Here is a 12,980-nt window from a genome sequence, read left to right as displayed (position 1 = left end):
ATCAAGCAATTGAAATCACTAGATTTTTATGCCGACGCTGAAGTCCTCACCTGGGGAAAACAGGCCGTGAAAGTGGCGCCCTGCCTGGGCACGCTCTCGATCAGAAGCCGGCCGCGATGGCGGTTAAGAATATGTTTCACCAGCGATAATCCGAGCCCGGTCCCGCCTTGCGAGCGGCTGTCGCCGACGTCCACCCGGTAGAAGCGCTCGGTGAGCCGGGGCAGGTGCTCGGGCGCGATGCCGGGGCCGAAATCGCGGACCATGACCCTGATTTCCTGAGCTCCATCAGGGGCCGCGCTCGACGTCAGCGACACGATGACGCGTCCGCCCGAGGCGCCGTATTTGAGCGCGTTCTCGATGAGGTTCTCGAACAGGCGAAGCAACTCCTCGCGGTCTCCCGCGATCATCACCGGCCCCTCCGGCAGATGGATCTCGACCTCGACCTGACGCTCGCGCGCCAGCGGTTCGAGCCCGTCGGCGACCTGGCGGATGATCGGCAGCAGGTCGACCAGCGTGTCGGGCCGGACATGGGCCGACAGCTCGACCCGCGACAGCGACAGCAGATCGTCGATCAGGCGCGCCATGCGAGTGGCCTGGTTGTGCATGATGCCCAGAAAGCGCTCGCGCGCCTTGGGATCGTCCTTGGCTTGGCCCTGGAGCGTGTCGATGAACCCCGACAGCGCGGCCAGCGGCGTGCGCAGCTCGTGGCTTGCATTGGCGACAAAGTCGGCGCGCATCTCCTCGACCCGGCGCAGTGGCGTCTGGTCGTGGAAGGTCATCAGCATGCATTTGTCGGCGCCGCCGAAGCTGGTCGGCACCGGCACCGGCGCGATCACGAGCTCCATCCAGCGATCGACCGGAACATGGTCGAGATAGGTCGCGCGCCGCGGCTCGGTGGTCGCGATCGCCTCGCGCAGCGCCGTGATGATCTCCGGGGAGCGCAGCGCGAACTGGGCGAGTTCGTTCCTGCGCAGCGCCGGCGCGAGCTGGGCGGCCGCGGCGTTGAGATGGATGACGCGACCGGCCCGGTCGAGCAGTACCGCCGGGTCCGGCATGCCGGCGACCACCGCGGCCACCGCCGCGCTCTCGACCGGATTGATACGCCTGACATCGTCGCGGGAGGCTGCGGGATCGTGCAGGCGCCACGGGATCAGGGCAGCCGCCGCGATACAGAGGAACACGATTGCGGCGTGCAGCGCCGCCAGCTCCCCGAGCGAGACCACGACGGACAGCGCCAGGGCCGCGGCGATCAGGATGACGGTCGAGTGCCGCAGCCGGTCGGACCAGGGCTGGGCGGGGGGAGAAGATGGGGCGTCGATCGCCATCGGGGCAGGCTTCTCCTGGGGACTTGTCCTAAGGACCTGGCACCGGTCAGGCGCCGCTGTCGCTGCGCTCTCTCACATAGGCGGCTTCACGCGCCGGGCCGGGGTCCAGCTTGAGCGCCGCCTGATGCAACCGCTTCGATCGCGCGCCGATGATAACTTCGCGAAGCGTCAGCAAGATTACAGATAGGACGAAGGGCGCCAGATAATAGAGGACGCGGAACAGCAGCATGCCGCCCAGAAGCTCCTCCCGGTCCATCTGCCAGAGGCCCACCAGCATGGCGGCGTCAAACACGCCAAGCCCCCCCGGCGAATGGCTGGCGAAGCCGAGCAGGGTCGCCGAGACGAAGATCACCGCGACCACGACGAAACCGAGATTGGGCTCGTCCGGGACCAGCACGTACATCGCCAGCGCGCAGAAGCCGAGATCGACGATTCCGATCGCGATCTGGAGCAGCGTCAGCGGGCCGCCCGGCAGCACCACGGTCCAGGGGCCGCGGCCGACCACCCGCGGCTGGGTCCAGACCCAGACCACGTAGCCGACCAGCGCCACGATGATCATCAGGGCCAGCGTCCGGTTCAGCCAGGGCGGCAGCTGGTCGATCGAGGCCGCGGCCTCAGGATGGTAGGCGATTCCGAGGCCGAGCACGGCAGCATTGCCCAGCCAGAAAGTTAGGCCGGCGAGGAAGCAGATTTTTGCGACGTCGATCGCATTCAGCCCATAGGCCGAGTAGATGCGGTAGCGCACGGCACCGCCGGTGAAGACGCTGGCGCCGACATTGTGGCCGATCGAATAGCTGGTGAAGGCCGCGAGCGCGTTGATGCGATACGGCACGTGGGAATGACCGATCGCACGCGTGGCGAAGAGGTCGTAGAAGGTCAGGGTGAAGTAGCCCGCAGTGACGAACAGCGCCGCCATCGCAATCTGACTCGGCTCGGTGCTCTTGATCGCTTCGAGGACCTCGTTGAAATCGATGCCGCGCAGCATGTGATAGAGCACATAGCAAGCGATGCCGATGACCGCGATGCTGATCACAACTCCAAGCTTATGCAGGACTTGCTTCTGGCGCAGAAACGACGTCGCCCTGCGTATGGCTTCCAGCATCTAGACCTCGAACAACGCTTCAGCGGCCAGGGAGGCCGGCGGACAGGCGGACGACGCACAGGCATTCAACGAACCTTCGCCGCCTCCGGCTCCGGCATCTCGCATGCCCCCTGCCCCTCCACTAGCGCGTTTTCGGGCGAAGTGGAATTCGCCAATTCGAACAAAAACACGTGCCTTCAATATTTTAGGCAGGGTGATGGGCTCCTGATGCACGGTTTGGCGCCTTCGGCGGCAGGGCTGACGCGAATCTCCATGGCAATCCTGCGCAGGCGCCATGAAGTTTTGATGATTTCGGCCGCACAATGTTCCGTCACGCCTTAAGCCAAGGTCAATCTATGGGGCAGGCCTGCCTGTTGAAAGAGGATGATCGAAGCGGCCAGTTGACGCGTTCTGACGCACCGAAAGGCCGCGACGGACGCGCCCCGCGTCCTTCAGTGACGGTGCACGGCAACATCACAGAGCGGCTGGCGGCGCGGTGCGCGAGACCACCCGGTCGCGCAGCCAGGCGCCGATGGTGCAACCGACGAGGTAGCACGCGAACATGATCAGGCCGAGGTCAAGCCAATAGCCGAAACGGCCGGGGACCACATGGGTGAACGAAGCCGCGACGAGACCCACCGCGAGCGCGGCGAGCCACCGCGCGGTCACCTTCGAGGTGCCGTTGCCGCGCTGGACAACCGAGATCCAGCCCATGCAGAAGCCCAAGAGCAGCGAGCCGATCAGCCAGCCCAGATGGAACGAGACGAGATAGGGCATCGTCACCTCACCAGAAATTCGATGCGGCGGTTCTGCGCCTTGCCTTCATCGGTGTCGTTGCCGGCGACGGGTTGCGTGCTGCCATGGCCAATCGCCGTGAAGCGGCTGGCAGGCAGGCCGGCCTTGACCAGATAGTCGATCACCGCCTGCGCGCGCTTTTCCGAGAGAGCCTGGTTGAAGGCGTCTTCGCCGTCGGCGTCGGTATGTCCGACGACCTCGATATTTGTGGTGGGGCAGCGCAGCGCCGTCTCGATGAGACGGTCGAGGATGCCGGCCGAGTCAGGGTCGATGTCCGCGCGCTTGTTCGCGAAGCGGATCTTGCTCTTGGTCAGAAGCTCCGAGAACAATTGCTGGCACACGGTGCCATCGACCGGGCCCGCCGCCGGCTTCACCGTGATCTCCGGCTTGTACTGCCAGTTCTTCGGGAAGTCCTTGCCGAGGCCTGCGCGGATGTCGCTGGCGGCGCCCTCGTAGAGCGCATCGCCCGACAGCTTCACCTCGCGGTCGGAGACGACGAGCGTCCCGGTCGACAGCCGCGAGAGCGCGCCGAGTGCTGCGACGACCGCCGTGTTGAAGGAGCCGGGTGCGCCGATGCTGGCCTTGAGATTGTCGACGACCTTTTCGGTGAAGAACTTTCGCGAGGCGCTGGTGGCGATCGCGGCATGGACGTTGTTGTCAGGAACATATCCGGTCAGCGTCACCGTCGCGGCCACCGGATCCTTGTAGGCCTGGAAGATATAGGGCGGAGCCTTGATCTCGTTGGCGGCAATCGAGAAACCCTCGGGCAGGTTCTTCAGCGCGGCCGCGATCGCCTCGCGGCCGCCGAGCTCGCGCGCCATGCCCGACAGATTGACCTTGGTGTCCGTTATCGTGATCTTGCCATCCTTGAGCTTGCCGATCTGATCCAGCAACAGCGTCGCGGCGGCCTCGAACCGCGGCGGCGCACCGCGCGCCAGCCCCATCTGGTCGGCCACCTCGACGCCGCCGACTTCCTTGCGGGCGGCCTCGGTCAGCCGGGCCTTCATCGACGGCAGAGGCGCGGAGCCCGACAGCGTCACGCGCACCACGTCGCGCTCGGCATTCCAGACGAAGGGCTTGGCCTCAGGAACAAGGCGGGTCCGGTCGTCGACGAGGCGGACGCCGGGCACGGTCTCGACCGCCATCACGGCGTCGCGGCGCCCCTCCTCGGAGAAGGCGTCCGCGGCCAGGCCGACGTCGCGGCCATCGACCGCGATCCGGGTCTTGTCCAAAACGGTATTCTTCAGCGCAGCCGAGCTGCGGGCCGACAAATCGGCCTCGACCGGTATGGTATTATTCCAGGCCGCAAATCCCCACATGACGGCCAGGGGGATCAGCCCCGGCCACCATTTGCTGGCCCACCTGAAAAGCTTCTGCATTCGACGACCCGAACTCTGGAAACGGAGACAAAACAAACCCTTGGCAGGCTGTCAAACCGGAAATGGCGTCATTCCGAACGCCCGGCCTGGACAATCGGAATAACTTTTTCTTCAAGGGTTCCTCCGTAAGTTGAGGACGGAATGCCAGAGTCCCCCGGCCCGGTCATGAAACAACTGCGTAACAACGTCATCCGCGCCGGGCTGGGAGCACTCTATTTCAGCGGGGCGCACCACCTGTTGCGTCCGCTTTTGTCGGGCGTCGGCGCCATATTCATGCTGCATCATGTGCGGCCGGCCCGCGAGGCCGTGTTTCAGCCGAACCGGCATCTCGAAGTTACTCCCGAATTCCTGCGTGCGACGCTGTGCCATTTGCGCTCGCGCGACATCGACATCGTCAGCATGGACGAGCTGCATGAGCGGCTGGTGCAGGGCCGGTTCGATCGCCGCTTCGCAGCCTTCACCCTCGACGACGGCTATCGCGACAATCTCGACTACGCGCTGCCGGTGCTGCGCGAATTTGACGCGCCTCTTGCCGTCTACGTCGCGAGCGATTTCGCCGACGGCACCGGACGATTGTGGTGGACGGCGCTGGAGGCCGTGATCGCCAAAGCCGAGCAGATCGACGTCAGAATCGGCAATTCCGAGCTGCGGCTCGATTCGACCACGCCGGCCGCGAAGCAGGCGGCTTTCGACCGCCTGCACGACTGGCTGCGCGCACTGCCGGGCGAGCACGATCTCAAGCGCGAGATCGAGGCGCTGTGCACGAAGCACGATGTCGACATGGAGGCGCTATGCCGGAGCCTCTGCCTGTCCTGGGCCGAGGTGAAGACATTTGCCGCCGATCCTTTGGTCACGATCGGCGCGCATAGCGTCAGCCATTGCAATCTCGCCAAGCAGCCCGGAGACATCGCCGCGCAGGAGATGGCCGTGAGCCGCGCGCGGATCGAGCGGGTGCTGGAGCGACCCGTGCTGCATCTCGCCTATCCCTATGGCGATCGCGAGGCCGCGGGCGGGCGTGAATTCGCCCTTGCCGCGTCCGCCGGCTTCAAGACCGCGGTGACGACGCGGCCCGGCATGCTGTTCGCGGAGAATGCCGGCCACATGACTGCGCTGCCCCGCGTCTCGCTCAACGGCAACTATCAGGACACGCGCGTCCTGCCGGTGCTGACCTCAGGCGCCGCAACCGCGATGTGGAACGGCTTTCGCCGGATCGCGGCGGCGTAGGTCCCGCTCTCGGCTGCCGCGCCACGCGGCGAGCCGGGCACATTCCTTGACTCCCACCCCTCCCCCGGCTCACACAGCTTCCAACCAAGGGAGGCATCATGTTCAACGATCTGTTCTCGCTCAACGGCCGTGTCGCGCTGGTGACCGGCGGCTCGCGCGGCATCGGCAAGATGATCGCGGCGGGATTTCTCAGCGCGGGCGCGGCAAAGGTCTACATCACCGCGCGCAAGGCAGGGCCATGCGAGGAGACTGCCAGGGAGCTCACCGCTCGGTATGACGGCGAATGCATCGCGCTGCCGATCGACATCTCGACGATTGCCGGCGCCGAGTTGCTGGCCAGCGAGTTCAGGAAGCGCGAGCCCAAGCTCGACATCCTCGTCAACAATGCCGGCGCGGCCTGGGGTGCGGAGTTCGACGAGTTTCCAGAGAGCGGCTGGGACAAGGTGATGAACCTCAACGTCAAGGCGCCGTTCTTCCTCACCAAGGCGCTGGCGCCGACGCTACGTGCCTCGGCCAGCGCAGAGCGGCCGGTCAAGGTGATCAACATCGCCTCGATCGACGGCATCTTCGTCAATCCCGGCGAGACCTATTCCTATGCCGCAAGCAAGGCCGGCCTGATTCACCTGACCCGGCGGATGGCGGTGAAGCTGATCCCCGACCACATCGTGGTCACCGCGATCGCGCCCGGCCCGTTCAAGTCCGACATGAACCGCGCTGCGCGCGACCACGCCGACGAAGTCTCGACGCGCGTGCCCGCAGGCCGCATCGGCACCGACGAGGACATGGCGGGCGCTGCGATCTATCTCGCCTCGCGCGCCGGAGATTACGTCGTGGGCGCGACCATCGCCGTGGATGGCGGGATCGTTTATGCCAACCCGGGGATCAAGGGCAGCGGATGGGATAGTGATTGATCGGACGATCCCCGTAACACGCAGTGGGGCTCCAAGCCAAAATGTCGAAAACAACCCCATGCACAGTAGAATGCCCCTTCATCAATAAGGGATTTTCTTAGCCGCGCGGAACGGGCATTTGCAACTGCGATGCAGTTGACACGTCGGGCAAAGCACCCCGATCTGGGACCTCTCCCCTCGCATCACATGCGCTGTACGCCGCGGCTTCTCTGTGAAGCCACGACCGCCTCCGGAATACAGGACCACCCGCTTGCGCGGGTGGCGATACCTTTTTGTGGTGCGGGAGCGTCGGCTCCCGATGCTTACGACTCGATCTTCACGTACTCGAAATCGCCGGGCTTGTTGTCGATGCCCACCTTCGGCGGCGAGATCCACGAAGCGTACTTGCCGGTCTCGGTGACGGGCTGCATCAGCGAGGTGATGAAGTCGCCGTCGGCGATCGAGGGCAACCATTCGTCCTTGCGCTTGGCCCAGGTGGCATCGTCGATCAGCAGACCATCCGGCGTGGCGTGCACGTCCTTGAACTCGCCGATATGGCGATGGAAAGCGACGTTGGGGAGCTTGAGCTGGAATTCGTAGCCTGCGGTCGAGATCACCTTGTTCCAGCGCAGCATGCCCTTGACGCAATCCTGGCTGTAATCGTCGCGCAGGCGCATGTTGAGCGCAGTCAGCGCCGGCTCGTCGACCAGCTTGATCTCGCCGTTGATCAGCTTGAGCACCGGATAGGTGGAATTCTTGAGCTGGTGATCGTCTTCGATCTGGGTCTCGTGATAGCGGCCCTTGATGCCGGCGTTGAAGGCATTGGCCGCGTTGGTCGAAACCTCCGAGCCGAACAGGTCGAGCGACAGCGTATAGTGCAGGTTCAGCTTCTTCTGGATGGTCGGCAGGTCGATCACACCGAGCGCGCGTACTTTTGCGATGTCGGTGGGATCGGTGATGCCGGCTTGCTTCATTGCATCGCAAGTGCGCTGCACGACGCGGGTGATGCCGGTCTCGCCGACGAACATATGATGCGCCTCTTCCGTCAGCATGAAGCGACAGGTGCGCGACAGCGGATCGAAACCGGACTGCGCCAGCGAGTGCAGCTGCATCTTGCCGTCGCGGTCGGTGAAGTAGGTGAACATGAAGAAGGACAGCCAGTCCGGCGTTGCTTCGTTGAAGGCGCCGAGCATGCGGGGCGCATCGGCATCGCCGGAGCGGCGGCGCAGGAGGTCGTCGGCTTCCTCGCGGCCGTCGCGGCCGAAATATTTCTGCAGCAGATAGACCATCGCCCAGAGGTGACGGCCCTCCTCGACATTGACCTGGAACAGGTTGCGCATGTCGTAGAGCGAGGGCGCGGTCTTGCCGAGATGGCGCTGCTGCTCGACCGAGGCCGGCTCGGTGTCGCCCTGGATCACGATCAGGCGGCGCAGCATGGCGCGATGCTCACCCGGCACTTCCTGCCAGGCCGGCTCGCCGTAATGCTCGCCGAACGGCACGACGCGGTTCTCTTCCTGCGGCGCGAGCAAGATGCCCCAGCGATATTCGGGCATGCGGACATAGTCGAACTTGGCCCAGCCGCGCGGATCGACCGAATAGGCGGTGCGCAAATACACCAGCGATTCCTGGAAGCCCTCAGGCCCCATGTCGCTCCACCAGTCCATGTAGCCGGGATGCCAGCCCTCGAGCGCTTTGAGCACCTGGCGGTCTTCGGCGAGATTCACGTTGTTTGGAATCTTGGTCGAGTAGTCGACGTTCATGATGTTCATATTCATGGTGGACCTCCCGTGGGGGACTGCTTTACTTGTGTCATCGTCTTGCAGGCTCGCGAGTAGCGAATGGCGAGTAGCGATTGAATGCACCATTCGCTATTCGCCACTCTCCATTCGCCCTCTACACCCGCGTCATATCGAACTTCGGTTTCTGGCCGCTGCCGTAGCGGCGCAGCGCGCCTTCCTCGCCGACTGCGTTGGGGCGCTGGAAGATCCAGTTCTGCCATGCGGTCAGGCGTGAAAAGATTTTCGATTCCATCGTCTCGGGGCCGACGAAGCGCAGGCTCGCTTCCATGCCGGTGAGGCTGTCGGGCGAGAAGCTGGCGCGTTCCTCGAGGAACACGCGGACCTCGTCGTCCCAGTCGATGTCGTCGAGCGCGAAGGTGACGAGGCCGAGCTCCTCGGCCTCCTCGGCATCGAGGCTGGTGCCGATGGTCGCTTCCGCGCGCTCCACATCGGACGGATCGGCCTGGAACCGCGACTGAAGCCGCGTCAGGCCATGGCTCATCGGATAGGGACCGAAATTCATCGCCGAGAGCTCGATCGACGGCGGCGGGCGGTTGTCGCCCTGACGCGTGCCGATCAGCATGTAGGAGCGGTCGGCAGCGAACACGAGCTCGGCGAGCGTGCCGGCAAAGCAGGAGCCGGGCTCGACCAGCGTCACCAGTGTGCGCGAGGTGACGTCGATGCGCTTGAGCACGCGCTTCCAGTAGTGGCGGATTTCGTTGACCAGCCAGTGTGCCTTGTTGGCTTCGAGAAAGGCATCGCAAGCAAGCACATGGGCACGATCGCCGTGGCTCTTGAACACCAGCATGGCGATCTCGAGCTCGTTGATGCGCAGATGCAGGATGGCGTCATCGAGCTCGCGCGCGACCTGGAGCGGCCAGAACGATGCGCCCTGCGCCATCATGCCGTCGGTGTCGGCAGGCGGCGCGGCCTCCGGTGCCTTGATCGAGATAGTGGCGATGCGGGCAGTGCGATCGATGTCGACAGTGACGAAGCCGTAACGGATGCTGGTCTCATCGATGACGCGCTTGAGCGGCGTCAGGACGATGCCCTTGCCGCTGCCGGAGCGTTTCGAGGCTGCCGCGAATTCCCTGGCGCGCTCGGCGATTTTGGCTTCCAGCTTGGAGTTCGGCGCGATCTCGTCGACGAGACGCCACTGCACCGCGCGCTTGCCCTTCACACCCTCCTCGATGGTGCAGAAAAAGTCGGCGTGGTCGCGGCGCACCTTGCGCTTGTCGACCACACGCGTGAGACCACCGGTGCCGGGCAACACGGCAAGCAGCGGCACTTCGGGCAGCGCGACGGCGGACGAGCCGTCATCGGCGAGGATGATGTGATCCGTCGCAAGCGCCAGCTCGTAGCCGCCGCCGGCAGCGGAGCCGTTCACGACGGTGATGAAGCGCTGGCCGGAATTCTCCGAGGAGTCTTCCATGCCGTTGCGGGTCTCGTTGGTGAACTTGCAGAAATTGACCTTGTGGGCGTGCGTGGAGCCCGCCAGCATGCGGATGTTTGCGCCGGCGCAGAACACGCGGTTCTTCGCCGACCGCATCAACACCACCTTCACCTCGGGATGCTCGAAGCGCAGGCGCTGGATCGCGTCGGCAAGCTCGATGTCGACGCCGAGATCGTAGGAGTTGAGCTTGAGCAGGTAGCCCTCGAACAGTCCGCCGTTCTCGTCGACGTCCATGGTCAGCGTCGCAACGTCACCCTCGACGGCGAGCTTCCAGTGCCGGTAGCGGGACGGTTCGGTCTGGAAATCGATGAATGTCGCGCCGCCTGCGAGGCGCCGATCTTCCCCGGCCATGGGTCATCCCTGAGCTTGATTATGCGTTTGGCTTGAGCGTCAGATGCACAATAGTGCATCTTTTTGAGCGCGTCTAGTCCTTAACAGCTAGAGCATGCACTTTGTTTCATGGCGGCCACGCCCGGCCGCCATCACGCGGCGCGTCCTTGCAGGCCATGATCGTCGCGCAGGGCGGCTCTTGCGAACTGCTCGATTGCCTCGAGCGTCGGCCCGGGCGCCTCGCGATGCGGAGAATGTCCAGCGCCTGGAATGATCTTCGGATCGACGGGGCAGTAGCACTCCTCCTGTGCGATCCCGACCTGACGCAGGGTGCCATATTGGTCGTCCGCGCCTTGCAGGACCATGATCGGGACGCGGATATAGGCGAGGCATTCCGAGATGTCCCAGTCGCGGAACTTCGGATCGAGCCAGGCGCCGTTCCAGCCGTAGAAGGCGTTGTCGACGTTCTTGTGCCAGCGCGAGAGTTTAGCCTTGAGGTCCGTGGTCTCAAACGTCGTCTTGATCGCGGCGATGGATTTGATCGAGACGTCCTCGACGATGAAATGCGGCGCGATCAGCACGAGACCATTCAGGCGGTGATCCTGATGCGCCCCGGCATAAATCGTCGCGATCGAGGCGCCGTCGGAATGGCCGAGCAGGAGGCCGCGCTTGAAGCCGATCATGTCGAGCAGCTTCGGCAACACGTCAAGCGCCTCGCGCTGCATGTAGTCGAGCGGCCGCGGCAACGTAACCGGGCTGGACTGTCCGTAACCCGCGCGTGAATAGGCGAAGATGCCGGCGCCGGTCGCCTGCTGCAGCTTCTCCGGAAAGTCGCCCCAGAGACCAACGGAGCCGAGCCCCTCGTGCAGCATCACGATGGTCGGCGCGTCGGCGGCCTGCGGCACGAGCCATTTGTACTCGAGGCTGGCGTTGCCGATGCTGAGGAAGCCCGTGGGGGTGAGTGTGGTCATGCTGTCGCTCCCGTTCTTTGCGTCTTTCCGGACAGCTCGCAGCGCGAGCTGATCCGGAATCTCGAGATTGTCTTGGAGGCTCGAGATTCCGGGTTCGATGCTTCGCATCGCCCCGGAATGACGAGCGACTAATGCGCCCCCTCGCGCAGCTTGAACCGCTGGATCTTGCCCGTCGCCGTCTTCGGCAACGAGTCGACCACGTCGATCCAGCGTGGGTACTTCCACGGGCCGATCTTCTGCTTGACGTGCTCCTTGAGCGTCTCCTGCAAGCCCGTCGTCGTCGCGCCCTGCCGAAGCACGACGAAGGCCTTCGGCTTCAACAGCCCCTCCGGATCGGCTTCGGGCACCACGGCGGCTTCCAGCACGGCCGGATGCGTGATCAGCGCGCTTTCGACCTCGAACGGTGAGACCCAGATGCCGGACACCTTGAACATGTCGTCGGCGCGGCCGCAGAAGGTGTAGCGGCCTTCGTCGTCCCTGACATATTTGTCGCCCGTGCGCGTCCATGGTCCTTCGAACGTGCGGCGGCTCTTGTGCCGCTGATTCCAGTAGCCTTCGCCGGCGGATGGCGCATCGACCAGGAGCTCGCCGACCTCGCCGTCGGCAACGTCCTGCCCGGCCTCGTTGACGAGCCGCACCGAATAGCCCGGCACCGGCTTGCCGGACGAGCCGTATTTGATGTCGCCGGGGGCGTTCGAGAGAAAGATGTGCAACAGCTCGGTCGAGCCGACGCCGTCGAGAATGTCGACGCCGAAGCGCGCCTTCCAGCTATTGCCGACCGATTCCGGCAGCGCCTCGCCGGCCGAGGTGCAGATGCGCAGCGCCTTGCCACAGCGCTCGCCCTTCATCGCCTCATCGTTGAGCATCGCCGCGAACAGCGTCGGCACGCCGTAGAAGATCGAGGGATTGTAGCGGTTCATCAGATCGAACATGCGGGCCGGCGTCGGACGCTCGCTGTTGAGGATGACGCTGGCGCCGACCGACATCGGGAAAGTCAGCGCATTGCCGAGACCGTAGGCGAAGAACAATTTTGCCGCCGACAGACAGACATCGCTCTCGCGAATGCCGAGCACCTGCTTCGCATAGGTATCGGCGGTCGCCTGCAAATTCGAGTGCAGGTGGCGCACGCCCTTGGGCATGCCGGTCGAGCCGGACGAGTACAGCCAGAACGCCGGCTCGTCCGGATGCGTCGCGGCAGTGGTGAACCGGTCGCTCTCGCCCGCGAGCTCTTCGGCGAGCTGCTTGTGGCCGTTCTGCTTGGCGCCGGAGACCACGACATGCTCGAGATCGGGCATGCGGCCGACGACGTCCTTGATGATGGGATAGAGCGCTTCGGACACGAACAGCACGCGTGCGCGGCAGTCGGCGAGGATGTAGGCATACTGGTCCGCGGTCAGCAGCGTGTTGAGCGGCACCGGCACGATCCCGGCGCGGATCGCACCCAGGAACACGATCGGAAAATCGATCGTATCCAGCATGATCATCGCCACGCGCTCCTCGCGGCGAACGCCAAGCCGGCGCAGCATGTTGGCGGCGCGCCGGGTCTCGCGCGCGAGCTCGCCATAGGTGAGCCGCGAGACCGTGTCGTCGAAGGCGAGCTTGCTGCCACGGCCTTCCTCGATGTTACGATCGAGCAGCCAGGTCACCGCATTATAGGATCCCTCGCTCACGGACATCTCCCCCGAATTTAGAATTATAATTCATAGAAAGACACCGCAACGGCTTGCTGTCAATGCCAGCAGGCACTATGTTTC

At 64.4% G+C, this 12,980-nt stretch carries 10 protein-coding genes; 2 read left to right on the top strand and 8 right to left on the bottom strand.

Going from position 1 to position 12,980, the window contains the following annotated elements; genetic code table 11:
• Positions 1-26: 26 nt before the first annotated feature.
• From ACYCVF_RS19310 to ACYCVF_RS19295, 4 genes are all read right to left on the bottom strand, one after another.
• Complete coding sequence (locus tag ACYCVF_RS19310; RefSeq protein ID WP_459598946.1) at positions 27-1,325, bottom strand: ATP-binding protein; 1,299 nt, start codon at positions 1,323-1,325, stop codon at positions 27-29.
• Positions 1,326-1,371: 46 nt separating this feature from the next.
• The gene (locus ACYCVF_RS19305) at positions 1,372-2,427 is read right to left on the bottom strand and encodes a lysylphosphatidylglycerol synthase domain-containing protein (protein WP_459598944.1); all 1,056 of its coding nucleotides are present in this window, start codon (positions 2,425-2,427) and stop codon (positions 1,372-1,374) included.
• Between the two features lie 453 nt (positions 2,428-2,880).
• Complete coding sequence (locus ACYCVF_RS19300) at positions 2,881-3,183, bottom strand: hypothetical protein (RefSeq protein WP_459598942.1); 303 nt, start codon at positions 3,181-3,183, stop codon at positions 2,881-2,883.
• Positions 3,184-3,185: 2 nt separating this feature from the next.
• Positions 3,186-4,580, bottom strand: a complete 1,395-nt coding sequence (locus ACYCVF_RS19295; RefSeq protein WP_459598940.1) for an OmpA family protein — start codon at positions 4,578-4,580, stop codon at positions 3,186-3,188.
• Between the two features lie 165 nt (positions 4,581-4,745).
• Between ACYCVF_RS19295 and ACYCVF_RS19290 the strand changes: the two genes are divergently transcribed.
• Entirely contained in the window at positions 4,746-5,804 is a 1,059-nt protein-coding gene (locus ACYCVF_RS19290; protein WP_459598938.1) for a polysaccharide deacetylase family protein, read from the top strand.
• Positions 5,805-5,902: 98 nt separating this feature from the next.
• The gene (locus ACYCVF_RS19285; protein ID WP_459598936.1) at positions 5,903-6,715 is read left to right on the top strand and encodes an SDR family oxidoreductase; all 813 of its coding nucleotides are present in this window, start codon (positions 5,903-5,905) and stop codon (positions 6,713-6,715) included.
• A gap of 302 nt (positions 6,716-7,017) precedes the next feature.
• On the opposite strand, the gene boxB is transcribed toward ACYCVF_RS19285, so the two are convergent.
• From boxB to ACYCVF_RS19265, 4 genes are all read right to left on the bottom strand, one after another.
• The gene (gene boxB / locus ACYCVF_RS19280; RefSeq protein WP_459598934.1) at positions 7,018-8,469 is read right to left on the bottom strand and encodes a benzoyl-CoA 2,3-epoxidase subunit BoxB; all 1,452 of its coding nucleotides are present in this window, start codon (positions 8,467-8,469) and stop codon (positions 7,018-7,020) included.
• A 118-nt stretch (positions 8,470-8,587) separates the two neighbouring features.
• Positions 8,588-10,276, bottom strand: a complete 1,689-nt coding sequence (boxC, locus tag ACYCVF_RS19275) for a 2,3-epoxybenzoyl-CoA dihydrolase (protein WP_459598932.1) — start codon at positions 10,274-10,276, stop codon at positions 8,588-8,590.
• Between the two features lie 131 nt (positions 10,277-10,407).
• Positions 10,408-11,226 carry an alpha/beta fold hydrolase gene (locus ACYCVF_RS19270; RefSeq protein WP_459598930.1) on the bottom strand — a complete coding sequence of 273 codons (819 nt, stop codon included), beginning with the start codon at positions 11,224-11,226 and terminating at the stop codon, positions 10,408-10,410.
• Positions 11,227-11,354: 128 nt separating this feature from the next.
• Positions 11,355-12,896 (bottom strand): benzoate-CoA ligase family protein, encoded by a 1,542-nt coding sequence (locus tag ACYCVF_RS19265; RefSeq protein WP_459598928.1) that lies wholly within the window; start codon positions 12,894-12,896, stop codon positions 11,355-11,357.
• Positions 12,897-12,980: the final 84 nt, after the last annotated feature.

The sequence above is a fragment of the Bradyrhizobium cedriense genome, from assembly GCF_054602315.1.
This window is presented reverse-complemented; position numbering and strand designations above follow the sequence as displayed.

Coding starts and splice junctions, on each gene's coding strand:
- ACYCVF_RS19300 (WP_459598942.1), bottom strand. CDS start 3,183: ATGCCCTATCTCGTCTCGTTCCATCTGGGCTGGCTGATCGGCTCGCTG.
- boxB (WP_459598934.1), bottom strand. CDS start 8,469: ATGAATATGAACATCATGAACGTCGACTACTCGACCAAGATTCCAAAC.
- ACYCVF_RS19305 (WP_459598944.1), bottom strand. CDS start 2,427: ATGCTGGAAGCCATACGCAGGGCGACGTCGTTTCTGCGCCAGAAGCAA.
- ACYCVF_RS19310 (WP_459598946.1), bottom strand. CDS start 1,325: ATGGCGATCGACGCCCCATCTTCTCCCCCCGCCCAGCCCTGGTCCGAC.
- ACYCVF_RS19270 (WP_459598930.1), bottom strand. CDS start 11,226: ATGACCACACTCACCCCCACGGGCTTCCTCAGCATCGGCAACGCCAGC.
- ACYCVF_RS19285 (WP_459598936.1), top strand. CDS start 5,903: ATGTTCAACGATCTGTTCTCGCTCAACGGCCGTGTCGCGCTGGTGACC.
- boxC (WP_459598932.1), bottom strand. CDS start 10,276: ATGGCCGGGGAAGATCGGCGCCTCGCAGGCGGCGCGACATTCATCGAT.
- ACYCVF_RS19290 (WP_459598938.1), top strand. CDS start 4,746: ATGAAACAACTGCGTAACAACGTCATCCGCGCCGGGCTGGGAGCACTC.
- ACYCVF_RS19295 (WP_459598940.1), bottom strand. CDS start 4,580: ATGCAGAAGCTTTTCAGGTGGGCCAGCAAATGGTGGCCGGGGCTGATC.